Annotated in this window: 23 protein-coding genes; 18 read left to right on the top strand and 5 right to left on the bottom strand. The window is 67.5% G+C overall.

The genetic code is table 11. From position 1 onward, the window contains the following. The first annotated feature begins 1 nt into the window (after window position 1). From H9654_RS08570 to H9654_RS08590, 5 genes are all read left to right on the top strand, one after another. Entirely contained in the window at window positions 2-553 is a 552-nt protein-coding gene (locus H9654_RS08570; RefSeq protein WP_191770491.1) for a DUF2878 domain-containing protein, read from the top strand. Continuing rightward, the gene (locus tag H9654_RS08575; RefSeq protein ID WP_191770492.1) at window positions 550-1,344 is read left to right on the top strand and encodes a DUF1295 domain-containing protein; all 795 of its coding nucleotides are present in this window, start codon (window positions 550-552) and stop codon (window positions 1,342-1,344) included. Before H9654_RS08570 ends, H9654_RS08575 begins: the two co-directional genes overlap by 4 nt. After that, window positions 1,341-2,414, top strand: coding sequence for a cyclopropane-fatty-acyl-phospholipid synthase family protein (locus tag H9654_RS08580; RefSeq protein ID WP_191770493.1), 1,074 nt, complete (start codon window positions 1,341-1,343; stop codon window positions 2,412-2,414). The genes H9654_RS08575 and H9654_RS08580 overlap by 4 nt, the downstream gene beginning before the upstream one ends. A gap of 11 nt (window positions 2,415-2,425) precedes the next feature. Continuing rightward, the gene (locus H9654_RS08585) at window positions 2,426-2,959 is read left to right on the top strand and encodes a lipocalin family protein (RefSeq protein ID WP_182656474.1); all 534 of its coding nucleotides are present in this window, start codon (window positions 2,426-2,428) and stop codon (window positions 2,957-2,959) included. Window positions 2,960-3,159: 200 nt separating this feature from the next. Continuing rightward, window positions 3,160-5,049 carry a patatin-like phospholipase family protein gene (locus tag H9654_RS08590; protein WP_191770494.1) on the top strand — a complete coding sequence of 630 codons (1,890 nt, stop codon included), beginning with the start codon at window positions 3,160-3,162 and terminating at the stop codon, window positions 5,047-5,049. A 68-nt stretch (window positions 5,050-5,117) separates the two neighbouring features. Here the strand turns inward: H9654_RS08590 and H9654_RS08595 are convergent, their stop codons facing one another. After that, window positions 5,118-6,485: a helix-turn-helix domain-containing protein gene (locus H9654_RS08595; RefSeq protein ID WP_191770495.1), complete on the bottom strand. Its 1,368-nt coding sequence runs from the start codon at window positions 6,483-6,485 to the stop codon at window positions 5,118-5,120. A 111-nt stretch (window positions 6,486-6,596) separates the two neighbouring features. Between H9654_RS08595 and H9654_RS08600 the strand changes: the two genes are divergently transcribed. From H9654_RS08600 to mmsB, 5 genes are read left to right on the top strand one after another with little or no spacing between them, the layout of a single operon-like run. After that, complete coding sequence (locus tag H9654_RS08600; RefSeq protein WP_042613738.1) at window positions 6,597-8,102, top strand: CoA-acylating methylmalonate-semialdehyde dehydrogenase; 1,506 nt, start codon at window positions 6,597-6,599, stop codon at window positions 8,100-8,102. Between the two features lie 28 nt (window positions 8,103-8,130). Continuing rightward, window positions 8,131-9,285, top strand: a complete 1,155-nt coding sequence (locus H9654_RS08605; protein ID WP_455233759.1) for an acyl-CoA dehydrogenase family protein — start codon at window positions 8,131-8,133, stop codon at window positions 9,283-9,285. Continuing rightward, on the top strand, window positions 9,282-10,079 hold the full coding sequence (locus H9654_RS08610; RefSeq protein WP_191770497.1) for an enoyl-CoA hydratase: 798 nt from the start codon (window positions 9,282-9,284) through the stop codon (window positions 10,077-10,079). The genes H9654_RS08605 and H9654_RS08610 overlap by 4 nt, the downstream gene beginning before the upstream one ends. Next, window positions 10,076-11,257: an enoyl-CoA hydratase/isomerase family protein gene (locus H9654_RS08615; RefSeq protein WP_191770498.1), complete on the top strand. Its 1,182-nt coding sequence runs from the start codon at window positions 10,076-10,078 to the stop codon at window positions 11,255-11,257. Before H9654_RS08610 ends, H9654_RS08615 begins: the two co-directional genes overlap by 4 nt. Beyond that, complete coding sequence (gene mmsB, locus H9654_RS08620; RefSeq protein ID WP_191770499.1) at window positions 11,254-12,144, top strand: 3-hydroxyisobutyrate dehydrogenase; 891 nt, start codon at window positions 11,254-11,256, stop codon at window positions 12,142-12,144. Before H9654_RS08615 ends, mmsB begins: the two co-directional genes overlap by 4 nt. Window positions 12,145-12,264: 120 nt before the next feature. On the opposite strand, the gene H9654_RS08625 is transcribed toward mmsB, so the two are convergent. Continuing rightward, on the bottom strand, window positions 12,265-12,690 hold the full coding sequence (locus tag H9654_RS08625; protein WP_042613743.1) for an organic hydroperoxide resistance protein: 426 nt from the start codon (window positions 12,688-12,690) through the stop codon (window positions 12,265-12,267). Window positions 12,691-12,799: 109 nt separating this feature from the next. Here H9654_RS08625 and H9654_RS08630 point away from each other — a divergent pair, with 109 nt between their 5' ends. Next, window positions 12,800-13,624 (top strand): AraC family transcriptional regulator, encoded by an 825-nt coding sequence (locus H9654_RS08630; protein ID WP_182656468.1) that lies wholly within the window; start codon window positions 12,800-12,802, stop codon window positions 13,622-13,624. A 144-nt stretch (window positions 13,625-13,768) separates the two neighbouring features. Here H9654_RS08630 and H9654_RS08635 read toward each other — a convergent pair whose 3' ends face one another. After that, window positions 13,769-14,749, bottom strand: coding sequence for a cation diffusion facilitator family transporter (locus H9654_RS08635; protein WP_191770500.1), 981 nt, complete (start codon window positions 14,747-14,749; stop codon window positions 13,769-13,771). Window positions 14,750-15,007: 258 nt separating this feature from the next. Between H9654_RS08635 and H9654_RS08640 the strand changes: the two genes are divergently transcribed. The 5 genes from H9654_RS08640 to H9654_RS08660 all read left to right on the top strand — a co-directional run bounded on the left by H9654_RS08640 (window position 15,008) and on the right by H9654_RS08660 (window position 20,443). Next, window positions 15,008-16,471, top strand: coding sequence for a SulP family inorganic anion transporter (locus tag H9654_RS08640; RefSeq protein ID WP_191770501.1), 1,464 nt, complete (start codon window positions 15,008-15,010; stop codon window positions 16,469-16,471). Window positions 16,472-16,609: 138 nt separating this feature from the next. Further along, window positions 16,610-17,626 carry a tRNA dihydrouridine(20/20a) synthase DusA gene (dusA, locus tag H9654_RS08645; protein ID WP_191770502.1) on the top strand — a complete coding sequence of 339 codons (1,017 nt, stop codon included), beginning with the start codon at window positions 16,610-16,612 and terminating at the stop codon, window positions 17,624-17,626. Window positions 17,627-17,836: 210 nt separating this feature from the next. Next, the gene (locus tag H9654_RS08650) at window positions 17,837-18,238 is read left to right on the top strand and encodes a hypothetical protein (RefSeq protein ID WP_191770503.1); all 402 of its coding nucleotides are present in this window, start codon (window positions 17,837-17,839) and stop codon (window positions 18,236-18,238) included. A gap of 74 nt (window positions 18,239-18,312) precedes the next feature. Next, window positions 18,313-18,996: a response regulator transcription factor gene (locus tag H9654_RS08655; protein WP_004136763.1), complete on the top strand. Its 684-nt coding sequence runs from the start codon at window positions 18,313-18,315 to the stop codon at window positions 18,994-18,996. 22 nt (window positions 18,997-19,018) lie between these two features. Next, the gene (locus H9654_RS08660; RefSeq protein WP_101099588.1) at window positions 19,019-20,443 is read left to right on the top strand and encodes an ATP-binding protein; all 1,425 of its coding nucleotides are present in this window, start codon (window positions 19,019-19,021) and stop codon (window positions 20,441-20,443) included. A 73-nt stretch (window positions 20,444-20,516) separates the two neighbouring features. Here H9654_RS08660 and H9654_RS08665 read toward each other — a convergent pair whose 3' ends face one another. Together H9654_RS08665 and H9654_RS08670 are read right to left on the bottom strand one after the other, a co-directional pair. Next, the gene (locus H9654_RS08665) at window positions 20,517-21,302 is read right to left on the bottom strand and encodes a M90 family metallopeptidase (protein WP_191770504.1); all 786 of its coding nucleotides are present in this window, start codon (window positions 21,300-21,302) and stop codon (window positions 20,517-20,519) included. Continuing rightward, a complete protein-coding gene (locus H9654_RS08670; RefSeq protein ID WP_057507554.1) occupies window positions 21,269-21,547 on the bottom strand; it encodes a hypothetical protein in 279 nt (92 codons plus the stop codon). The genes H9654_RS08665 and H9654_RS08670 overlap by 34 nt, the downstream gene beginning before the upstream one ends. A 131-nt stretch (window positions 21,548-21,678) precedes the next feature. On the opposite strand from H9654_RS08670, the gene birA reads away from it, so the two are divergent. Both birA and H9654_RS08680 read left to right on the top strand, forming a co-directional pair. After that, on the top strand, window positions 21,679-22,644 hold the full coding sequence (gene birA, locus H9654_RS08675; RefSeq protein ID WP_191770505.1) for a bifunctional biotin--[acetyl-CoA-carboxylase] ligase/biotin operon repressor BirA: 966 nt from the start codon (window positions 21,679-21,681) through the stop codon (window positions 22,642-22,644). Beyond that, window positions 22,641-23,381, top strand: coding sequence for a type III pantothenate kinase (locus H9654_RS08680; protein ID WP_042613752.1), 741 nt, complete (start codon window positions 22,641-22,643; stop codon window positions 23,379-23,381). Before birA ends, H9654_RS08680 begins: the two co-directional genes overlap by 4 nt. Window positions 23,382-23,383: the final 2 nt, after the last annotated feature.

A 23,383-nucleotide genomic window follows, 5' to 3' on the forward strand; every position in this document is an offset into this window, starting at 1 on the left:
CATGCACTTCTGGGGCAACCTGATCGGCAACCAGCTGGTGTGGTTCTGCGCGGTGGCCGGTGCCGGACGCGGGCTGTACTGGCCGGGGCTGCTGGCGGCGGCGGCCTTTGTGCTGAGCCAACTGCTGCTGTCCCCGCGCCCGGTGGTGGACCTGAAGCTGATCGCGTTGGCGATCGGTTGCGGGCTGGTGGTGGACGGCGTGGCCGGTGCTTCCGGACGGGTGGTGTATGCCGCAGGCAATGCCGAACGCGCGCTGGCGCCGATCTGGATCCTTGCGTTGTGGGCATCGTTCGCGATGACCCTGACCGTCTCTTTCGCTGCCCTGCAGCGCCGGTGGCGGCTGGCCGTGCTGGTCGGCCTGCTGCTGGCCCCCCTGGCCTATGTGTCGGCCGCGCGGGGATTTTCTTCGGTGCGTTTCGCCACGCCGGCCTGGCAGGGCATCGCCTTGCTGGGTATCGGCTGGGCGCTCGCGCTGCCGCTGCTGGCAACCTGCGCGCGGCGCTGGCAGCGGGCATGCCGCGCCGAGCCCATGGAAACAGGAGAAGCACGATGAAGCTGTTGTGGTGGGTGTGGCTGTATGCCGCCGTGGTGATGTGCTGGGGCTGGTGGTGGCAACGCCGGCACCAGAACATCGGCGTGGTGGATGTGTTGTGGGCCAAGAGCGTGGCCGCCGCCGCGCTGCTGCTGGCAGTGCTGGGGGACGGCGCGCTGCTGCCGCGGCTGGCGCTGGGCGTGCTGGGCGGGTTGTGGGGAGCCCGTCTGGCACTGCACCTGTGGCGACGCGTGCGCAGCGAAGAAGAGGACGGTCGCTACCGCTACCTGCGCGATCACTGGCAGGGCCACCAGGGCAAGATCTTCGGCTTCTTCCAGGCCCAGGCGCTGCTGGTGGTGCTGTTCGCCCTGCCGTTCATCGCAGTGGCGCAGAACCCGCGCGGCGAGGGTATCGGCTGGGTGCTGGCAGCGGTGGCGATGTGGGTGCTGAGCGTGGGTGGGGAGAGTCTGGCCGACCGCCAGCTGGCACGCTTCCGCGCCGACCCGGCAAACAAGGGCAGCACCTGCCGCGAAGGCCTGTGGCGCTATTCGCGGCATCCCAACTACTTCTTCGAATGGCTGCACTGGTTCACCTATGTGCTGCTGGCCGTGGGTTCCCCGCTGTGGTGGCTGGCCTGCGCCGGCCCGGTGGTGATGTACGTGTTCCTGCGCTGGCTGAGCGGCGTGCCGTTCACTGAAAAACAGGCCCTGCGCAGCCGCGGTGAGGACTACCGCGAGTACCAGCGCAGCACCTCGATGATCTTTCCCTGGTTCCCCAGGAAATCCGCACACTCCAAGGAGCTGCCCCGATGAGCACCCAATTCCAGAGCCTGCCGCTGCCGGACCATGCGGCGGGGCTGACCGGCCTGGCCGAACGCGGGCTGCTGCCGGACGCGCTGCTGCGTTACGGTATCCGCCGCCAGTGCGCGCAACGCCTGCGCGAAGAGTTCGAAGGCGGCACCGAAGGCCAGGCAACGCGCTTTTCCGAGCGCATCACCGAACTGGCGGGAAGCCCGTTGGCCCTGCACGTGGATGCGGCCAACCGCCAGCACTACGAAGTACCGGCAGCGTTCTTCCAGGCCTGCCTTGGCAAGCGGTTGAAGTACAGCAGTTGTTACTACCGCACCGGCATGGAGACGCTCGACCAGGCCGAAGAGGCGATGCTGGAACTTTATGCGGAGCGTGCCGGGCTTGACGATGGACAGGACATCCTGGAACTCGGCTGTGGCTGGGGATCGCTGACCTTGTGGATGGCCGAACGCTATCCACACGCACGCATCAGCGCGGTGTCCAATTCGCACGGGCAACGTGCGCACATCGAGGCGCAGTGCCAGGCACGCGGGCTGCGCAACGTGAAGGTACTGACCCGCGACGTCAACCAGCTGGACCTGCCCGCGAACTCCTTTGACCGCGCGGTGTCCATCGAGATGTTCGAACACATGCGCAACTACGACCGCCTGCTCGGCCGGATCGCCCGCTGGCTGCGCAGCGATGGGGCGTTGTTCGTGCATATCTTCGTGCATCGCACCGCGATGTATCCCTTTGAAACCGAGGGCGAGGACAACTGGATGGGGCGGCACTTCTTCACCGGTGGCCTGATGCCGGCAGCGGACACGCTGCTGCACTTCCAGCACGACCTGCAGCTGCAGCAGCGCTGGTTGCTGGATGGCACGCACTACCAGCGCACGGCCAACCACTGGCTGCAGAACCAGGACAGCCAGCGCGATGCGTTGATGCCGGTGCTGCGCCAGACCTACGGTGATGCCGCCGCTGCGTTGTGGTTCCAGCGCTGGCGGATGTTCTGGATGGCCTGCGCCGAACTGTTCGGTTATGAGAAGGGCCAGCAGTGGCTGGTGGCCCATTACCTGTTCCGTCCCCGTTGAAGGAGAACGCCATGCGTCTGTCCAGCCTGCTTCCCGTGATCGCGATGGCGTTGTCGGCCAGCGCCTGTTCGTCCAGTCCGGAACGTCCATTGCCCCGCGCGAGCGCGGTGGACGTGCCGCGCTTCATGGGGGATTGGTATGTCATCGCACAGATTCCCACCTTCATCGAACGCAAGGCGTTTGATTCGGTGGAACGCTATGCACTGCGGCCTGACGGGCGCATCCAGACCACCTTCACCTACCGCAAGGGCAGCTTCGATGCACCGCTGAAGACGATGCATCCGGTGGGTCGGGTGGAGGAGGAAGGCAACGGCGCGGTGTGGGGCATGCAGTTCATCTGGCCGATCCAGGCCGAGTACGTGATTTCATGGCTGGATGCGGATTACCAGCAGACCATCGTGGCGCGCAGCAAGCGTGACTACGTCTGGTACATGGCGCGCACGCCGCAGGTCAGCGCGGCCGACTACCAGCAGGCCATCGAGCGCATCGCCGCAATGGGTTACGACACCAGCAAGATCCGCAAGGTGCCGCAGTCAGAGCGGTAGCGCCGAGCCATGCTCGGCGGGCGCAGCGGCAAAGGCAATGGCGTGACGACCAGCGGTCGTCACCTACCAGGGGCCAGGGCATGACGGCCAGCGGCCGTCACTACCGGGGCGCCGCCTTGCCTGCGAAGTGCGCCAGCGATCTCATGCGGTGAGAGGCGCTCTTGCCATAATCAGGGTCGAATCCAGCAGAGGGTCGGCCCATGGCAGCCAAGTACTGCGATCTGGTCATGAAGGGCGGCATCACCAGCGGCATCGTGTATCCCAATGCGGTGCTGGCGCTGGCCAGGGAATACCGTTTCAAGAGCATCGGCGGCACCTCGGCCGGGGCCATCGCGGCGGCGGTGGCGGCGGCTGCCGCGCTCGGTGATCGCCGTCGCCAGGCGGGCGAGGCGGTGGGGCCGCAGGCCGGTTTCGAGGGACTGGCCGCTGTGTCGGCCCAGCTGTCCACGCGGGGCTTCATCCATGGGTTGTTCCAGCCTGCCCGCGGCGCGCGCGCGGCGTACCGTTTGCTGGTGGTGCTGGCCAGCCATGCGGGTTGGCCCCGCAAACTGCTGTGCCTGGTGGCGGCAGTGTTCACCATCGCACCGTTGGAAGTGCTGCTTTCGCTGTTCCTGCTGCTGGGCATCGGCCATGGCGCCGGCGGCGTAGCGGGCATGCTGGCTGCCCTCCTGCCTTCGCTGCTGTGCGCCTACGGCGCGGGTGTGGCCGGCGCGATGCTGCGGGTGGCGCGGGTGGCCCGTGGCAACCTGCTCGGGCTGTGCAATGGCCGCAGCGACGACCCACGGCGCCCCGCGCTGACCGACTGGCTGCACGATGCGCTGCAGCGGTTGTCGGGCAAGCCGGACGACCTGCCGCTGACCTTCGCCGACCTGCACGCCGCGCCGCGCTATGCGGACGAACCGCAGGATGACCGGGCCATCACCCTGCAGATGATCAGTACCTGCGTGTCGCACAACGAGCCGCGCACCCTGCCGTTCTCCGAAGCGCGCTTCTGGTTCCTGCGCGAAGAGTTCGACCGCCTGTTTCCGCGCAGCGTGGTGGACTGGTTGGTGGCCGATGCCGGTGCACCGGAGCAGGTTGACGGAAGGCTGTACTACCGGCTGCCGCCGGCAGGGCAGCTGCCGGTGCTGGTCGCCACGCGGATGAGCCTCAGCTTTCCGCTGCTGATCAGCGCGGTGCCGCTGCATGAGCCGGCGCGCCACCTTGCACCGGCGCAGGGCAGCCGTGCCGAGCCCGGACGTGGCGGGAAGAACGTGGCCGACAGCATGGAGGGCCTGGCCAGCGGGGGGCAGCAGGGAACGACCGCGGCCGGCTCATCGATCGCCGGCTACCGCCGTTGCTGGTTCTCCGATGGTGGTATCAGCAGCAATTTCCCGATCCATCTGTTCGACGCCGCGCTGCCGCGCTGGCCGACCTTCGCCATCAATCTGGTTTACCCCGGCGATGCGCGGGAAGTCCCCGAAGCCGGCGATGCGCAGCAGGCGCTGGAAGGCTCGGTGGTACTGCCAACCGGCAATCGCGAACGCTGGCAGCGCGGTTACCGCGATATCGCCTCGCCAATGGCCGCCACCGAGCTGACCCGTTTCCTGTTTGCCATCATCGCCACCATGCAGAACTGGCGCGATCTGCTGCAGGCCCGCGCGCCCGGCTACCGCGACCGCATCGTGCATGTCGCCCTGGAAGGCGACGAGGGCGGCATGAACCTGGACATGCCGCAGGAGGTGCTCGGTCGCATCGCGCAGAAGGGCACGCTGGCCGGCGAGCGCTTCTGCCGCTTCTCCTTCGATAACCACTATTGGATACGTTGGCGCAATGCCGCTTCGGCCTATCAGCGCTACACGCTGGAAGTGTCGCGCACCGATGACGCGGGCCAGCAGGTGGTGGCCTACCGCAGCGCGTATGCCAGCGTTGCGGCAGGGCAACCGGCACCGCCATCGTATCCGCTGGGATCGCAGGAAAAGCGTCGCGCATCGCAGGCGCTGTATGCGCTGATGGTGGAGCAGGGCGCAAGCTGGGACGACTGCGGTCCGGACCTCACCGACGGCGCCCCGCGCCCGCTGCCACAGATGAAGGTCACCCCGATCTACTAGGTAGCAACGGCCGCTGGCCGTCATTCCCGTTGGACGGCCAGCGGCCGTCCGTGCAATTGCCCGGCGCGCTAGCGCCCAGGCAATTGCACGAACGCGCGCTGCATGCAGTCTTCGCGCGGGCACACCCGGCAGCCGGGGCCGATCGACACCGAATTGCCCGGGCTCTGGATATCCAGCCCACGCGTGTACACCAGCCGCTCGGCGTGCTGCAGGTCGCAGCCCAGCGCCACCGCGAAGGTCTTGCGCGGCTGGCCGTGGCCGACCGGCCCGCTGCTGACCTGCCGCGCCAGCCAGAAATGGCGTCGCCCATCGGGCATGCGCGCGGTCTGGGTGAGGATGCGCCCGGGCTGGTTGAACGCCTCGTACACGATCCACAGCGGACACGAGCCGCCGACCTGCGAGAAGTGGAAATCGGTGGCCGAATGCCGTTTGGACACATTGCCGGCGCGGTCCACGCGGATGAAGAAGAACGGCAGCCCGGGTGCACTGCGCCGCGCCAGCGTACTCAAGCGGTGGCAGACCGCCTCAAAGCCCACGCCGAACTGGTGTGCCAGCAGTTCGATGTCATAGCCACTGGCCTCGGCCGCACGCAGGAACGGGCCGTACGGCATCACCAGCGCCCCGGCGAAGTAGTTGGACAGGCCGATGCGTGCCTGCGCGATGCGCTCGTCATCGCCGAAACCAGCCCGCTCGATCACCGCATCCACCTGTTCGGCATGGCCGCGCAGCGCCAGTTCGGCCGCCATCTGGAACGCCTGCTGGCCAGGCTCCAGGTAGTCAGGCAACCACAGCGTGCGTGCCTGGCGGTCCATCATGCGCTTCTCCCGCCCGGCCTGCAGCGGGACCACTTCCACCATCACCCCGTGGCGGTCGGCCAGCAGCTGGCGCAGCCGCGGCGCCATGTGGCCCACGGTCAGGCCCCACTCGGCGAACAGGCGCTCGGCCAATGCGTCCAGTTCCGGGATGTGGTTGTGCATGCGGTTGAAGAAATCGCGCACCTGGTCACCGGCCGGCAGGCTCATCCCCGCGCCGGGCTCACCCAGCTGGAACTCCAGCGCGGCGGCGTGTTCGCGCAGCGCCAGATGGCGCCGGTGCAGGTCCAGCAGGGCCTGGCTGACCTGCGGCAGGTTGCCGGCCAGTGCCCGCAGTTCATTGGCGCTGACATCGGCCAGGCCGAGATCACGCAGGGTCTGCCCCAGTGCTTCCTGCAGCGCGGCGGGGCCGCCCGCGTCGAACAGATCGCCCAGCTCACCCAGCACCGCGCGCAGTCGCTGCTGGACCGCCGGGGTCAAGGGCCGCTTGTTGCGCTCGATCTGGTTCAGGTAGCTGGCTGATACGCCCAGCTGCTGTGCCAGCTGCACCTGGGTATAACCGCGCTGCTCGCGCAGCTTGACCAAGCGGAGCCCGAGCTGGCGTTGGGGTGACTCCGTATTCACAGGATTAACAAATTTCGTCGTTCCGGTTGGCCAGATTAAGCGTAGACAGGCCGGAAATCGAGTGGTTGCTTGTGAATAATGCCAAGCATCCCTGAGACCCACGGTACCGCCATGACTGTTGCAGCGCCCCGTATCCGCCTGTTGATCGATGGCCAGTTCATCGAATCGTCCACCGCCCACTGGCAGGACGTCGTCAACCCGGCCACCCAGGACGTGCTGGCCCAGGTGCCTTTCGCCACCACCAGCGAAGTGGATGATGCGGTGGCCGCCGCCAAGGAAGCCTTCAAGACCTGGCGCAAGACGCCGATCGGCACCCGCGCGCGCATCTTCCTGAAGTACCAGCAGCTGATCCGCGAGAACATGAGCGAGCTGGCCCATACCCTCAGCGCCGAGCAGGGCAAGACCGTGCCGGACGCCGAAGGCGATGTGTTCCGCGGCCTGGAAGTGGTCGAGCACGCCGCGGCGATCGGCAACCTGCAGCTGGGCGAGCTGGCCAACAACGTGGCCAACGGCGTGGACACCTACACCCTGATGCAGCCGCTGGGCGTGTGCGCGGGCATCACCCCGTTCAACTTCCCGGCGATGATCCCGCTGTGGATGTTCCCGATGGCCATCGCCACCGGCAACACCTTCGTGCTCAAGCCGTCCGAACAGGACCCGATGGTCACCATGCGGCTGGTCGAACTGGCGCTGGAAGCCGGCATTCCGAAGGGCGTGCTGAACGTGGTGCACGGTGGCGAAGAAGTGGTCAACGCAATCTGCGACCACCCCGACATCAAGGCGGTTTCGTTCGTGGGCTCCACCCGCGTCGGCACCCACGTGTACAACCGCGCCTCGCTGGCCGGCAAGCGCGTGCAATGCATGATGGGCGCCAAGAACCATGCCGTCGTGCTGCCGGATGCCAACAAGGAACAGACCCTCAACGCGATGGTCGGTGCCGCCTTTGGTGCCGCCGGCCAGCGCTGCATGGCGGCCTCCACGCTGGTACTGGTGGGCGAGGCGCGTTCGTGGGTGCCGGACCTGGTGGCCAAGGCGAAGACGCTGAAGGTCAGCGCCGGCTCGGTTGCCGGCACCGATGTCGGCCCGGTCATCTCCTGCAGCGCACGTGAGCGCGTGGAAGGGCTGATCGCTTCGGGCGTGGAGCAGGGCGCCACGCTGGACCTTGACGGCCGCAATCCGCAGGTGGACGGCTTCGAGAAGGGCAACTTCGTCGGTCCGACGATCTTCTCCGGCGTCACCACCGACATGCGCATCTACCAGGAAGAAATCTTCGGGCCGGTGCTGGTGATCCTCGAAGCGGAAACGCTCGATGACGCCATCGCGCTGGTCAACAGCAATCCGAATGGCAACGGCACGGCGGTGTTCACCCAGTCAGGCGCCGCCGCCCGCAGGTTCCAGGAAGACATCGACGTCGGCCAGGTCGGCATCAACGTGCCGATCCCGGTGCCGGTGCCGCTGTTCTCCTTCACCGGCTCGCGCGCGTCCAAGCTGGGTGACCTCGGCCCGTACGGCAAGCAGGTGGTCATGTTCTACACCCAGACCAAGACCATCACCGCACGCTGGTTCGATGACGAGACGCTCAGCCACGGCGTCAACACCACCATCAGCCTCAAGTAACAACGGAGTTCCAGCCATGAGTAACTCGATGACGACGGAACTCGAAGAAGCGCAGCAGGCCTATCGTGAGGCAGCGCGTGACTTCGCCCAGGCGGAATTGGCGCCACACGCGGCGCGGTGGGATGCGGAGGGCATCTTTCCGCGCGAGGCGATCGCCAAGGCAGGGGAGCTCGGGTTCTGTGGCCTGTACATGGATCCCGAGGTCGGTGGCAGCGGCTTGAGCCGACTGGACGCCGCCGTCGTCATCGAGGAACTCGCCAACGTGGACCCGTCCACCGCGGCGTACGTGAGCATCCACAACATGGCCTCGTGGATGGTATCCACGTGGGGCCAGCAGGCGCTGCGCGCGGCCTGGGGTGCGGACCTGGCGGCCGGCATCATGCTGGCCTCCTACTGCCTGACCGAACCCGGCGCCGGCTCCGATGCGGCGTCGCTGAAGACCACGGCGGTGCGCGATGGCGATGACTACGTGCTCAACGGTTCCAAGGCCTTCATTTCCGGGGCCGGTGCCACCGAACTGCTGGTCGTGATGGCGCGTACCGGTGGCGCGGGCGCGGGCGGGATCAGTGCGATCGCCGTGCCCGCCGACCTGCCGGGTATCAGCTACGGCCGCAAGGAAGAAAAGATGGGCTGGAACAGCCAGCCGACCCGCGGCATCACCTTCGAGAACGTACGGGTGCCGGTCGGCAACCTGCTGGGCGAGGAAGGTGGCGGCTTCAAGCTGGCGATGAAGGGCCTGGACGGTGGCCGCATCAACATCGCCGCCTGCTCGCTGGGCGCCGCCCAGGGGGCGCTGGATGCTGCGCGCCGCTACATGGGCGAACGCCGCCAGTTCGGCAAGGCGCTGGCCGAATTCCAGGCCCTGCAGTTCAAGCTGGCCGACATGGCCATCGAACTGGTGGCGGCCCGCCAGATGGTGCACACAGCGGCGCGCAAGCTCGACGCCGGCGCCAGCGATGCCAATATCTGGTGTGCGATGGCCAAGCGGTTCGCCACCGATGCCGGCTTCACCATCTGCAACGAAGCGCTGCAGATCCACGGCGGCTACGGTTACATCCGCGAATACCCGATCGAGCGACTGCTGCGCGACAGCCGCGTGCACCAGATCCTGGAAGGCACCAACGAAATCATGCGGGTGATCGTCGCCCGTCACCTGCTCAACACCGAAGAGGAACTGCGATGAACGATTGGCGCACCCACGATCATGTCGGCCTGAAGGTCGAGGCCGATGGCCACGTCGCAGTCATCACCCTGCACAACCCGCCGGCGCATACCTGGACCGTGCACAGCCTGGCGGCACTGCGCGACCTGGTCGCCGCGCTGAACGCGGACCGTTCCATCTATGCGCTGGTGATCAGTGGCGAGGGCGAGAAGTTCTTCTCCGCCGGCGCCGATCTCAACCAGTTCGCATCGGGTGACAAGGGCGCTGCCCGTGAAGCCGCACGTCGTTTCGGTGAAGCCTTCGAGGCGCTGTCCGGCTTCCGTGGCGTGTCCATCGCTGCGATCAACGGCTATGCGATGGGCGGCGGGCTGGAATGCGCGCTGGCCTGTGACCTGCGCATCATCGAAGAACATGCCCAGGTAGCGCTGCCGGAGGCCACGGTCGGCCTGCTGCCGTGCGCCGGTGGCACCCAGAACCTGCCGCGCCTGGTCGGTGAAGGCTGGGCCAAGCGGATGATCCTGCTCGGCGAGCGGATCGACGCCGACACTGCCGTGCGTATCGGCCTGGCCGAACAGAAGGCCGGCAAGGGCGAAGCCAAGGCCGTCGCACTGGAGTGGGCGAAGAAGGCCGGCAAGCAGAGCCCGACCAGCATTGCCGCGTGCAAGACGCTGGTGCAGTCCACCCGCACCGGCACCCACGCCGCCGCGCTGGTGGCAGAACGGGAAGCATTCGTCGATCTGTTCGACAGCGCCGACCAGGTGGAAGGCGTAAGTGCTTTCCTGGAGAAGCGCAGCGCGCAGTGGAAGAACGCATGACCCGGGAAACCGACATCGTGGTCGACGAGGCACCGGTACTGTTCGAAGAGCGCGTGGCGGCCAACGGCATGCGCATCGGCATCGCCACGCTCAACGCACCGCGGACGTTGAACGGGTTCTCGCTGCCGATGGCACACCTGCTGCTTGAAAAACTGCGCACCTGGGCAACGGACGACGGCGTTGCGATGGTGGTGCTGCAGGGTGCCGGAGAGAAGGCCTTCTGCGCCGGTGGCGACCTGCACAGCCTGTACCAGAGCATGCTGGCGTACCGTCAGGCAGGCCACGCCGACATCCGCCAGAACGCCTACGCCGCTGAGTTTTTCGATGTCGAGTATCGCGTCGATTACCTGATCCATGCCTATGCCAAACCGATCCTGTGCTGGGGCCATGGCATCGTGATGGGCGGGGGCATCGGCCTGATGTCCGGCGCCAGTCATCGCGTGGTCACCGAGCGCTCCAAGCTGGCGTTCCCGGAAATCACCGTCGGCTTGTTCCCGGATGTGGGCGGCAGCTGGCTGCTGCCGCGCGTGCCCGGTAACGGGGGGCGTTTCCTGGCCCTGACTGGCGCGCTGCTCAACCCCGGCGATGCGCTCTTTGCCGGGCTGGCGGACCTGCACGTCGCCGAATCACACCGGGGCGATGTGCTGGATGCGCTGCTGGCGGCGGGCTGGGAGGCCGACTGCAATGCCAACCATCACCACCTCACCACCGTGCTGCAACGCTTCGCCAGTGAGGCTGCACCCGGGCCCCTGCAGCGCAACGCCGGGTTGGTGGACGTGCTGTGTGATGGCGATGATCTGGAGAAGATCGTAGACCGTATCACCGCCATGGAAAGCGAGGATGCCTGGCTGCAGGCCGCGCAGAAGACCTTGGCAGCCGGGGCTCCCGGCTCGGCGCGACTTGCGTTCGCCCTGCAGGCACGCTGCGCGGACGAACCGCTGGCCGATGTGTATCGACTGGAGTACGTAGCCGCGCTGCACTGCGCGGCGCACGGCGATTTCGCTGAAGGCATCCGCGCGCTGTTGGTCGACAAGGACCGCACCCCGCAGTGGAACCCGGCCACGCTGTCCGACGCCAGCGCGGCGTGGGCCGAAGATTTCTTCATTTCACCGTGGCCGGCCGACCAGCATCCGCTGGCCGATCTGGAAGCCACCCCTCCTGAAAGGACCCCCGCATGAGTCGCATTGCATTCATTGGTCTGGGCAACATGGGCGGGCCGATGGCCGCCAACCTCGCCAAGGCCGGCCACGCCGTGCGGGTGTACGACCTGGTGCCGGCCGCCGTGCAGGCCGCCGTCGACGCAGGCGCCACCGCGGCCAGCTCCGCACTGGATACGCTGGCCGATGCCGAAGTCGTGATTTCGATGCTGCCGGCCAGCCGCCACGTCGAAGGCGTGTACCTCGGTGATGATGGTCTGCTGGCCGATATCCCGGGCGGTGCGCTGGTGATCGACTGCAGCACCATCGCCCCGGCTACTGCGCGCAAGGTCGCCGAAGCCGCCGCCGCGCGCGGACTGCAGATGCTGGACGCCCCGGTTTCCGGCGGTACCGCCGGCGCCAGCGCCGGCACGCTGACCTTCATCGTCGGCGGCGAAGAGGATGCGCTGGAACGCGCGCGTCCCTACCTGCAGGCGATGGGCAAGAACATCTTCCACGTGGGGGCCAGCGGCGCCGGCCAGGTCGCCAAGCTGTGCAACAACATGGCGCTGGGCGTGATCATGGCGGTCACCGGGGAATCCATCGCGCTGGGCGTGGCACACGGGCTGGACCCGAAGGTGTTGTCGCAGATGATGGCGGTCAGCACCGGCCGCAGCTGGGCCACCGAAGTGTGCAACCCGTGGCCCGGCGTGCTGGAAAACGCACCGGCTTCGCGCGGTTACAGCGGCGGTTTCGGCAGCGACCTGATGCTCAAGGACATGGGCCTGGCGGTGGAAGCGGCGATGAGCGTGGGCGCCTCGATCCCGCTCGGCGAGCTGGCGCGCAACCTGTATTCGATGAACCACCAGGCAGGCCGCGGCAAGCTGGATTTCTCCAGCGTGGTGCAGCTGGTGAGCAGCGAAAAATAGCCGAAGGCCAGCGAGTGCTGGCGGGCAGGACGGGGTGGGTGGTGACCAGCGGTCGCCATGCCACCGACAGCGGTGGGATGGGCGGATGCGCGGTCACGACCGGCATCCGCCCATTTTTTTTCAGGCCACGATCAGCTTGACGTCGATGTTGCCCTGGGTCGCGTTGGAATACGGGCAGACGACGTGGGCCTTCTGCACCAGCTCTTCCAGCTGCTCGCGCGGCACGCCCGGGGCGGTGATGGTCAGCTCGGCCTCGATGCCGAAACCGGTCGGGATCTGGCCGATGCCGACCTTGCCGGCCACGGTGGTGTCGGCCGGGAGCGCAACCTTGGCCTGGCCGGCGACGAACTTCAGCGCGCCCAGGAAGCAGGCCGAGTAACCGGCAGCGAACAGCTGCTCCGGGTTGGTGCCCGGGCCGCCGGCGCCGCCGAGTTCGCGCGGGGTCGACAGCTGGATGTCCAGCACGTTATCGGAGGACACAGCGCGGCCTTCGCGGCCGCCGGTTGCGGTGGCCTGGGCGGTGTAGAGAACCTTTTCGATCGACATGGCGGAGTTCCTTGTTGGGGTGGCCGGTTGGCCGGTGAGGTATACTTTGCGCTGCTGGGCTGGACGTGTGGCAACATGGAGTCCGGAAAACTTGATGGAGCGTCCAACCATGCTTGATCGACTTGAATCCCTGCTCGACCGCTTCCCGGTCAGTGCGCGGCTGCTGCAGGGTGGCGAGATCAGTGGCCATTGGGTGCCCGCACAGGCCGCCAGCCAACCGCTGCTGCACCTGCTCAGCCAGGGCGGCGTGGAACTGGTGGACCGCGATGGCACCTGCCTGCGCATCGACCAGCCCAGTGTGCTGCTGTACGCCCGCCCGCGCGACCATCATTTCAACGTCGATGACCGATTGCGGGTACCGCTGGTGACGGCCGGGCTGCGCTTCGAAGCCGGCGAAGGCAGCCCGGTGGCCGATGCGCTGCCGAGCCCGGTCTGCCTGCCGCTGGCCGACCTGCTGGGCAGCAACGCGGTGCTCGGCGTGCTGTTCGAAGAAGCGTTCGCGCAGCGTTGCGGCCGCCAGGCGATGCTCGATCGTCTGTTCGAACTGGTGATCATCCAGGTGCTGCGTACGCTGATGGAAAACGGCCAGATCCAGGTCGGGCTGCTGGCCGGCATGGGCCATCCACGGCTGCGCCATGCGCTGGTGGCCATGCATGAGCAGCCGGCGGAAGAGTGGTCGCTGCACGCGCTGGCCGAACGTGCCGGGATGTCACGCAGCGCTTTTGCCGAAGGCTTCCGCGAGGTCATCGGCAGTACCCCCGGTCAGTACCTGCAGGCGTGGCGGACCAGGCTGGTGCAGCAGGCGCTGCGTCGTGGCCAGCCGTTGAAGCGCATCGCCGGTGACGTGGGCTACGGCAGCGAAGCGGCGTTGTCGCGCGCGTTCAAGGCCCAGACCGGGCAGTCGCCGCGCGAGTGGAAGCAGGCTGCAAGGTAGCGCCGAGCCATGCTCGGCGAGCGCCCCGCGCGGTGCAGTTTGTCCCGCCGAGCACGGCTATGCCGGTCGTCCTGACCGGCACCCTGCGGGCCGCCGCAAGCGACGTTGGCAGCGGCTCCAGCCGCTGCCTTCGGTGCTACCGGGTCATACCGCCCATTCCAGGTCGGTGGTGAACATGATGGTCAGCCAGCGATCCGGCGACTCTTCGCCCAGCAGGTCGCCGATCTCATCGCGCAGCCGGTCCCATTCGGCCAGCGCGCGCGGCGGATCATCGGCGCGCACCACGAAGAACAGCTCGATCTGCTCGCCGCGGCCCACCTGCGCCACGTAGCTGCGGTAGTCGAGGAAACCGTGCCGCGCCACCACATCGCGCGCCACCGTATCCACGTGGCTGCGCAGCTCCTGCGGTGCGACCAGCAGGATGCCGGCGAGCGCCTGGCGCACCGTTCCCAGCGGGGCCACCATCACGAACAGGCAGACCACCGCCAGGATGCCCGGATCGATGTACGGGCCAATCCAGTCCAGAGGGGTGCCACGCACCAGCGCGCCAGCGACAAAGGCCAGCAGGTAGCAGGCCGACATGCTGGCGGCGATGATCCAGTTCTTCGCATCCAGGGCGACGAAGTCCGATCCGATGCGCCGGTTGGCGCGCAGCACGAACGCGGCCAGCGCGCCTTCGGCGAGCAGCGAGATCACCCCGAACGTGATTGCCGGACCCAGCGCGATCAAGCGCCCGCCCGAGGTGAGCGCATCCACGGCGTTGACGAAGGCATACAGCGCCGCGCCGATCATCAGCGTCCCGCTGACCCCCAGTACGATCGGTTCCAGATGCCAGAAGCCCATCGAAAAACGCTGGTTGAGCCGCGACTGCAGCGTATCGGTATTGGTCGATTGGGCGATGAGCCGGGCCACCAGCAGCGAGAGCCAGGTCATGACCACGTCGATCAGGCCGTAGATGCCGTCGAAGATGATCAGCGAGGAGTTGGCGTACAGCCCGAAGCCCACGGCCATGGCCGCCATCACCAGGGTGCCGGCGATGGACAGGCGCAGCACGCCCTGTTCGGTGTGGGGATCGAAGAAACGCGGGGGAATGATGGCCATCCCGTGATTGTAGGCCGGGACCATGACCTGCCCGTAGCGCCGAGCCACGCTCGGCGAGCGCGCAGCGCGGCAGCCTCGTTCTTCCGCCGAGCACGGCGCGACGCTACCGCGCGGGCCGTGGCTGCCGTAGACTTGCGCGCTTCCCGCCCTCCGCGAAGCCCGTACGCAGTGACCACGCCACCCTGACCCCTGCCGCATGGCAGCCGGACCTGTCCGGCATCAGGAACCCGCGTACCCATTGCAGCGCTGCGTGGCCGTGACCACGTGCGCCAAGGAAATCCCATGCAGACCCATTACCCGCTGCGCCAGCAGTGGCTCGGCAACGTCCGTGGCGACGTGCTGTCCGGCATCGTCGTCGCCCTGGCGTTGATCCCCGAAGCGATCGCGTTTTCGCTGATCGCCGGGGTCGACCCCAAGGTCGGCCTGTACGCCTCGTTCTCCATCGCGGTCATCACCGCCATCGCCGGCGGCCGCCCCGGCATGATCTCGGCCGCCACCGGTGCGATGGCGCTGGTGATGGTCGACCTGGTCAAGGACCACGGCCTGCAGTACCTGTTCGCCGCCACCATCCTGACCGGCCTGCTGCAGATGACCGCCGGCGCGCTGAAGCTCGGTTCGCTGATGCGCTTCGTTTCGCGCTCGGTCATCACCGGCTTCGTCAACGCATTGGCGATCCTGATCTTCATGGCCCAGCTGCCGGAGCTGGTCGGCCGCGGCCCGATGGTCTATCTGCTGTGTGCCGCGGCGCTGGCGATCATCTATCTGCTGCCGCGGATCACCCGCGCGGTGCCTTCGCCGTTGGTCGCGATCGGCATCCTCACTGCAGTGGTGATCGGCTTCGGCATCGACGTACGGACCGTGGGCGACATGGGCCAACTGCCGGACAGCCTGCCGTCCTTCTTCCTGCCGGACGTGCCGCTGAACTGGGAGACACTGCGCATCCTGCTGCCTGTGTCGGCCACCCTGGCGGTGGTGGGGCTGCTGGAATCGATGATGACCCTGCAGATCGTGGAGGACATCACCGAAACCCCGAGCGAACGCAACCGTGAGTGCGCCGGCCAGGGCCTGGCCAATACGCTGACCGGTTTCTTCGGCGGCATGGCCGGCTGCGCGATGATCGGCCAGTCGGTGATCAACGTGACAAGTGGCGGGCGTGGGCGCCTGAGCTGCCTGGTCGCCGGCAGCGTGTTGCTGATGCTGGTGGTATACGGCAGCGAGCTGGTGCGGCAGATCCCGATGGCTGCCCTGGTGGCGGTGATGATCATGGTCAGCATCGGCACCTTCAGCTGGCGCTCGCTGCGCGACCTGCGCACGCATCCACGCAGTTCCTCGGCGGTGATGCTGCTGACCGTGGTGGTGACCGTGGCCACCCATGACCTGGCCAAGGGTGTGCTGAGCGGCGTACTGCTGTCGGCGTTGTTCTTCGCGCGCAAGGTGGGCGGCATGCTGGACGTGCAGCGTGATGACCACGAGGGCGCGCAACGGTATGTGGTGCGTGGACAAGTATTCTTCGCATCGGCCGGGCAGTTCGGTGCGGCCTTCGATTACCAGCACGTAGCGCCGCACGTTGAGATCGACCTGCAGCACGCGCATCTGTGGGACCTCACCGCGGTGGGTGCGGTGGAGCGCGCGGTGGAAAAGCTGCGCGCGCATGGCGCGGTGGTGGAGGTGGCCGGCCTGAACGCGGCCAGCGAAACGCTGATCGAGCGGGTAGGGCGCAAGGGCCCGGCCGGCAGCGCGCATTGATCCCTGCCGGTAGTGACGGCCGCTGGCCGTCAAGCCGGTGGTGGGTCACGCCCGCACCCACCCGGATCATTCAGCCGCCCGGTGTAAACTATTGATCATGCAGGCATTGCCTGCCGCCCCTGATTCTCCAGCGTCCCCATGACCCAGCCAACCGCCACCGCCGCGTCCCGCTACGCCGATTCCCTGCGCCTTTCCGTCGCCCCGATGATGGACTGGACGGACCGCCATTGCCGTGTGTTCCATCGGCTGCTGGCGCCCGGCGCGCGCCTGTACACGGAAATGGTGCACGCCAATGCGGTGATCCACGGTGATCGCCAGCGCCTGCTCGGCTTCGATCCGGCCGAAACGCCGCTGGCCCTGCAGTTGGGCGGCAGCGATCCGGCCCTGCTGGCGCAGGCCGCGCGCATTGCCCAGGACTGGGGCTATGACGAGGTCAATCTCAACTGCGGCTGCCCATCCGACCGTGTCCAGGCCGGCCGCTTCGGCGCGTGCCTGATGCGCGAACCGGCCCTGGTGGCCGACTGCGTAGCGGCGATGGTGGCCGCGGTGGATATCCCGGTCACGGTCAAATGCCGGCTCGGGGTGGACGATGACAATGACTACCAGGCCTTCGCTGCGTTCGTCGACCAGCAGGTCGCCGCCGGTGCACCGATGGTGGTGGTGCACGCGCGTAATGCCTGGCTGAAGGGCCTGTCGCCGAAGGAAAACCGCGAAGTGCCACCGCTGCGCTACGACTGGGCCTACCGGCTCAAGCAGGAGCGTCCGGAGCTGCCGGTGGTGCTCAACGGTGGATTGGCCAGCATCGAGGCGGTGCAGGCCCAGGGCGGCAAGGTGGACGGGGTGATGCTGGGCCGTGCGGCTTACCACGATCCCTACCTTCTGCATCAGCTGGAGGCGCTGCAGACCGGCGCCCCGTTGCAGGCACGGCAGGCGCTGCTGCGCGCGCTGCGTCCCTACGTGGAAGCGCGGCTGGCCGAAGGGTCGGCGCTCAAGCACATCACCCGACACATCCTGGGCTTGTTCCACGGGCAACCGGGGGGCCGCGCGTTTCGCCAGATCCTCAGCGAGGGCGCACATCGCCCGGGCGCGGACTGGAGCCTGGTGGAGCAGGCCCTGTCAGCCACCGAACGTGATGGTGGGCGCGAAGCGGCCTGACGCAATGCGCGCCGGGGGCCGCAGACGGCCCCGAATGCTGTTAGTATGTTCACTTACCTGAATATAGACATCCGATCTTCAGGAAAGTTCAGACCGGATTCACTGGCAAAAGCCGAAATTTGCAAAAGATTTGTAAAGCCCCGGGCCTCGCGCCCGGACGCGGACTTCACAATTTTTGAACGAATTGCCGGCCTCGGCTAGGATCCAACCATGTCCTCCCGTTCTTCCCCCTGCCAACTTGCCCTCGCCACGGTCGTGGTGCTGGTGGCGTTCGCGCCGCTGCACGCCGTCGCGCAGGCACCGATGCAGGGCCAGATGCAGCAGACCATGGCGCAGCGTGGACAGATGCGGGAACGTCCTGAAGTGGTCATGCGGGGGTCCCAGCGCGGTGATGAGCGCTCCCTGTCCGACGCCGTGCGGCGGGTGCAGCGATCCACCGGTGGACACATCCTGGGCGCAGAGCGGGTGCCGTTCGATGGGCGCGACATCAACCGCGTGAAATACATGGATGAGCGTGGCCGCGTCCGCTACATGGATGATCCCGTGCAGCAGCGTTCACAGGCCCGCCCGCCCCGATCGGATATGTCTTCACTACGCGGCGATAACCCCTGAACGGGGATTATTGTCGCATCACACCCGATTTCCACCGGCCCAACCGGCCGACCCCAGCACACTAGGGAGAGTTCATGCGTATCCTTCTGGTCGAAGACGAAGCCCCGCTGCGCGAGACCCTTGCAGCCCGGCTCAAGCGCGAAGGCTTTGCCGTCGACGCGGCGCAGGATGGCGAGGAGGGTCTGTACATGGGCCGCGAAGTGCCGTTCGACGTTGGCATCATCGATCTGGGCCTGCCGAAGATGTCCGGCATGGAGCTGATCAAGGCGCTGCGCGACGAGGGCAAGAAGTTCCCGGTCCTGATCCTTACCGCGCGTTCCAGCTGGCAGGACAAGGTCGAAGGGCTCAAGCAGGGCGCCGACGATTACCTGGTCAAGCCGTTCCATGTCGAAGAGCTGCTGGCACGCGTAAATGCGCTGCTGCGCCGCGCTGCGGGCTGGAGCAAGCCGACCCTGGAATGCGGTCCGGTGGCACTGGACCTGGCGGCACAGACGGTCAGCGTGGCCGGCAGCAACGTCGACCTCACCAGCTATGAGTACAAGGTGCTGGAATACCTGATGATGCATGCCGGTGAACTGGTCTCCAAGGCCGACCTCACCGAGCACATCTACCAGCAGGATTTCGACCGCGACTCGAACGTGCTGGAAGTGTTCATCGGCCGCCTGCGCAAGAAGCTGGATCCGGACGGCGAACTGAAGCCGATCGAGACCGTGCGCGGCCGCGGCTACCGTTTCGCGATCCCGCGCAACGAGGGCTGAGCCTGCTGCAGGCGAGAAGATGATGTCCGGCCGTCTGTGGTTCTTCCGACGCTGGCGGCCGCGCTCCCTGCAGGCGCGCCAGCTGCTGGCTGCGTCCGTGGGCCTGGTGGCCTTCCTGGCACTGGCCGGCTACGCGCTGGATGCGGCCTTCGCCGATACCGCGCGCGCCAACCTGCGCGAACGCCTGAAGAACTACGCCACGGCCTACGCTGCGGGCAGTGACTTCACCCGCGACCGCTCGCTGTACCTGCGCGAGCAGCCGCCGGATCCGCGCTTCGACGTGCCCGGCAGCGGCCTGTACCTGCAGGTCGTCACGCCGGACGGCAAGGTCAACTCGATGTCCGCCGAGGGACCGATGCTGCCTACCCAGGGCGGCGGGCTGCTGGCACCGCGCCAGGAAATCTTCGAAGGCCCGCTGCCGATCATCCAGATCGACGGCAGCGAGGGCTCGGTCTACCGCTACGGGCTGGGCCTGGTGTGGGATGCCGACGCCGACCCGGCGACCGAGTTCCCGTACACCATCTACGTGATGGAAGACTCCGGTGCGCTGGGCGCGCAGCTGCGCGTGTTCCGCGGCCGGGTGTGGTTCTACCTGGGCGGCATCGGCCTGATCCTGCTGTTGCTGCAGACGGTCATCCTGCAGTGGAGCCTGCGCCCGATGCGCCGGGTGATCACCGAGCTGACCCGCGTGCAGCGCGGCGAAAGCGAGCGCATGAGCGAACGCCATCCGCGCGAGCTTGAACCGCTGACCGACAGCATCAACGCCTTCATTGAAAGCGAGCGCGAGAACCTGGAGCGCCAGCGCAACACGCTGGCCGACCTGGCGCACAGCCTGAAGACCCCGATCGCCGTGCTGCGCACGCAGATGGACAGCGGATCGAGCAACGATGCGCTGCGCGAGGAACTGGACGTGCAGCTGCAGCGCATGAACAACCTGGTGTCCTACCAGCTGGCACGCGCTGCGTCGTCCGGACACAAGCTGTTCTCCGCGCCGCTGCCGATCGAATCCAATGCCGAAGAAATCGTGCGCGGGCTGGAGAAGGTCTACGCCGCCAAGGGCGTGCTGTGCGAGTTCGACATCGATCCGGGATCGCGCTTCCACGGTGAACCCGGCGACCTGCAGGAGCTGCTCGGCAACCTGCTGGAAAACGCCTTCAAATGGGCCAACCGCCGCGTGCTGCTGACCGCGCAGCCGCAGCCGGCGCCGAACACGCGCCGCCCGGGCCTGCTGCTGGCGGTGGACGACGACGGCCCCGGTATCGCTCCGGAAGACATCGCCAAGGTGCTGCAGCGCGGCGTGCGTGGCGATGAGCGCGTGCAGGGCCACGGCATCGGCCTGTCGATCGTGCAGGACCTGATCAAGGATTACCGCGGAGAACTGCTGGTGACGCGCTCTTCCGAACTGGGTGGCGCGCGCTTCGAAGTGCGGCTGCCGGCCGGCCCGTAAGCGCCGCGCGGAAAAAGTCCTGGTAGTGTCGAGCTTGCTCGACACCCTGACAGACAATCGAGCAAGCTCGACACTACGCGCCCTCGGGCGGCTCACCGTAGAACCGGCGCAGGTGCGCGGCCACGCTGGGCAGCGCCTCGGCCAACACGTGCGGTGCGGAGAAATGGTATTCACTGACCACCGCGAAGAACTCTTCCGGCGCCTCTGCCGCATACGGATCGACCAGCGTTTCCTCGCCCGCATCCACCTGCACGCAGAACGCATCGTAGGCGCGCTGGAAATCGGCCGCCCACTCGCGCTGCCAGGCACGTGGCAACGGCGGCGTGCCGTCGATCGCGCCATCCAGCGCATCGATCTTGTGCGCCATCTCGTGCACCGCCACGCAGTAGCCATCGAACGGCGCCTGCAGGTCGGCCTGGATATCCGCCCACGACAGGATCAACGGGCCGCTGTCCCAGCTCTCGCCGATCAGCTCGTCGTCCCACTCGTGCAGCACGCCGGCGGCATCCACATGGCTGCGCTGCACCCGGAACGCGTCCGGGTACAGGATCAGCTGCGACCAGCCACGCAACCCGGTTTCGCCCAGCCCCAGCAGCGGCAGGCAGCACACCGCCGCCAGCAGCACGATGTCTTCATCGCGCAGCACCAGATCGCCCAGCGGGCTGATGGTCTTCTCGTGCAGGAAGCGGGTGGCCAGCGTGCGCAGCGCGTCCAGGCGAGCCGCTGAAAGGCCCTGCAGCCACGGGATATCCCGGCAGGCCTGCTGCCACAGCGGTTCGGGAATGGGACGGGGGGCTGGCCGCAGCCAGCGCGACAACGCCTGGATCAGCGGAACATACCCGGCAGGAAGCTGTGCCACTTCGGTGCGCGCAGTCGCTGCAGCACGTCATCGTCGCCACCGCCGCCGCCACTGCTGGTGGCCTGTGCAGGCACCGGCTTGGGCGTGCTGGGCACCGCAGCGGCAGCACTGCGTGCAGTCGGCGGGCGTTCGGCATCGGGCGTGGAATAGACACAGTCACCGCGCCCTTCACTGGCCATCACGGTAGACGCGGTGGCAAGCAGCGGGGCCATCAACAGGACCAGGCAATGGGCAGAACAGCGCATCGACGACATCCGTGGTTAAGGGCGGGTGAGTTCCCGATTCTAGCCCGAATCAGGTCGCCTATTGGAAGCCCCGCCGGGCAGGGGCAATTCCTTTGCCGCATACTTTCCCTGTTTATCTGACGGAAGCTGCCGTGGACGACCGCGAACTGCTGGCAAAACTGGCCGCCGGACCGCTGTCCGGTGATGCCCTGGCGCGCGAGCTGGGCCAGACCCGGGCGGCCATCTGGAAACGCATTCAAGGACTTAGGACAGGCGGGGTGGCGATTGAAGGCCGCGCCGGTGACGGCTATACGCTTGCCCAGGCGGTCGACCTGCTCGACGCTGGCGGCATCCGCGCCGCGCTGCCTGCCGCCGCCGCTGCGCTGCTGGACGAGCTGCAGGTGGTCTGGAGCACGGTGTCCACCAACACCGAATTGCTGCGCTGCAGCGCTCCGCAGCGCGGCAGTCGCGTCATGCTGGCCGAGCGCCAGACCGCTGGCCGCGGCCGTCGTGGGCGGGATTGGGCATCGCCGCTGGCCGCGCATATCTACCTTTCGGTGCTGCGCGGATTCGCCGGCGGACTGGCCCAGCTGGGCGGGCTGAGCCTGGTGGCTGGCGTGGCGGTGGCCGAAGCCCTGCGCGGGCTCGGCCATGCGCAGGTGCAGTTGAAGTGGCCCAACGACCTGGTGGTGGACGGCCACAAGCTGGGCGGCCTGCTGGTGGAAGGCGGCGGCGAGTTCGCCGGGCCGGCGCGCGCGGTGATCGGCATCGGCCTCAACGTACACATGCCGCCGGCCTTTGCCGAACGCATCGACCAGCCGTGGACCGACCTGGACCAGTTGGCGGGCGGGCCGGTGCAGCGCAACGAAGTGGCGACTGCGGTGCTGGCCGCGCTACTGCCGGCGCTGGAACAGTTCGAAGCCGAGGGCCTGGCCCCGTTCCTGCCGCGCTATGCCGCGCTGGACAGCCTGGCCGGGCGCGAGGTGCGGGTGGAACTCGGTGGCGCCTGGCAGGACGGCCGCGCGCTGGGCTTGGCCGAAGATGGCGCGTTGCGGGTGGAGATCGAAGGCCGCGAGCAGCCTGTGCACGCCGGCGAAGTGAGCGTGAGGGCACGATGAGCGACTGGTTGTTCGACCTGGGAAATTCCCGTTTCAAGTACGCCCCATTGCTGGGCGACCGCGCCGGCGAGGTGCAGGCATGGACGCACGGCGCCGAAGACCTGCGCGGCGAAGCATTGCGCACGCTGCCGCAGGGCGGCACCGCCTACGTGGCCAGCGTGGCCGCCGCCGGACTGACCGCCACCATGCTGGAGATCCTGCGCATGCGCTTCCAGCACGTGCACGTGGCCCGCACCGAAGCGGCGTTCGCCGATGTGCGCATCGCTTATGCCACGCCCGCGCGCTTCGGCGTGGATCGTTTCCTGGCCCTGCTGGCAGCCGCGCGCACGCAGCGCCACGTGCTGGTGGCTGGCGTCGGCACCGCGTTGACCATCGACCTGCTGGATGCCCACGGCCAGCACCACGGGGGGCGTATCGCGGCCTCTCCGACCACCATGCGCGAAGCCCTGCATGCGCGCGCGGCGCAGTTGCCGGCCAGTGGCGGGCACTACCGCGAGTTCGCCGATGACACCGATGATGCGCTGGCTTCCGGCTGCGACGGCGCGGCGATCGCACTGATCGAACGCAGCCGTGAGCAGGCAAGGCAGCGGCTGCAGGCACCGGTGGACCTGCTGCTGCATGGCGGCGGCGCACCGGCGCTGTTGCCGCAGCTACCGGCCGATGCGGGCCACCAGCCGCTGCTGGTGCTCGATGGGCTGGCACGCTGGGCCGTTCACCTGCCGACGGCGACAGGCTAGGA

This window comes from Stenotrophomonas lacuserhaii (assembly GCF_014836545.1).
Taxonomy (GTDB): domain Bacteria; phylum Pseudomonadota; class Gammaproteobacteria; order Xanthomonadales; family Xanthomonadaceae; genus Stenotrophomonas; species Stenotrophomonas lacuserhaii.